Here is a 943-nt window from a genome sequence, read left to right as displayed (position 1 = left end):
AGGATCTCAAGGCTTTATTTCACGCACTGGCGGTGCCGCTGTTTTCCCTTTTTGCAGAACGTAGACCCCGACGATGATGCAAGCCAGTGCCAGCAGATCCGAGGCGTGGATAGGCTCATTCACAAGAATGGTGCCAATTGCCAACGCCACTACCGGTGGGACGTAAGTCACCCCTGCAGCCTTGAGCGCCCCGAGCTGCTGGACTAAAAAATAGTACAGAACGTAAGCAACCCCAGTGCCCATGACGCCTAGACCCAAGACTAGGCCAGTCAAGGCGACAGGTTCGCTTGTGATCCGCTCCATACCATCGAAGCTGGTAGTCATCAGGAGTAACAGCAGCGCAAAACCTATTTGATAGGTGGAGAGCGCGAGAGGGGACAGATTCTTATCTACCAGAAACTTTCTCGCATACACAAACGAGCAGCCAAGGCTTAGAGACCCACCGATCATGAAGAGCACGCCACTGAGCGAGATACCGTCAGCAGAGGCGTTCCAGGGCCGGGCTATCAGCATCACACCGAAGAAGCCAATGACCAGCCCTGTGATGGTCATCCGAGTGATGGGCTCTTGGCGCAAAAAGAGAAATGCTGTCAGAAATGTGAATAGAGGTATGGCACCACTGAGCATTCCTGCGATGCCTGATGGTAACAGCGCAGTGCCTTTGGCGAAGGCGAGGTAGTAAAGCGCCGTAGCTAGAAGTGCCATGACGATGAAGTGATGCGATTGCCGTAGATCTGACCAGCTCAAGGCCCTACGTGATATAGCCAGGAGAAGGATGGGGAGGAAGCCGAACAGAACGCGGAGTAGAACGATTTGGATGGGTGAAATCAGCACGGCAGCCCATTTCATGAAGATAAAATTAGTTCCCCAAATCAGTCCTAAAAGGCCAAAGGCGGGGTAGACCAGCTTGTTCATTGAGCAATCCCAAAGCAGCGTGAGCTCG

At 53.1% G+C, this 943-nt stretch carries 1 protein-coding gene; it reads right to left on the bottom strand.

Going from position 1 to position 943, the window contains the following annotated elements; genetic code table 11:
- Positions 1 to 6 precede the first annotated feature (6 nt).
- Positions 7 to 943: DMT family transporter (locus N5C91_RS31805; RefSeq protein ID WP_279834511.1), on the bottom strand; the 937-nt coding region annotated here is incomplete at its 5' end.

The organism is Pseudomonas sp. GD03903 (assembly GCF_029840045.1).
Lineage (GTDB): Bacteria > Pseudomonadota > Gammaproteobacteria > Pseudomonadales > Pseudomonadaceae > Pseudomonas > Pseudomonas pseudonitroreducens.
Note: the sequence above shows the minus strand (reverse complement) of the source record. Positions and strands in the feature narration are given on the sequence as shown.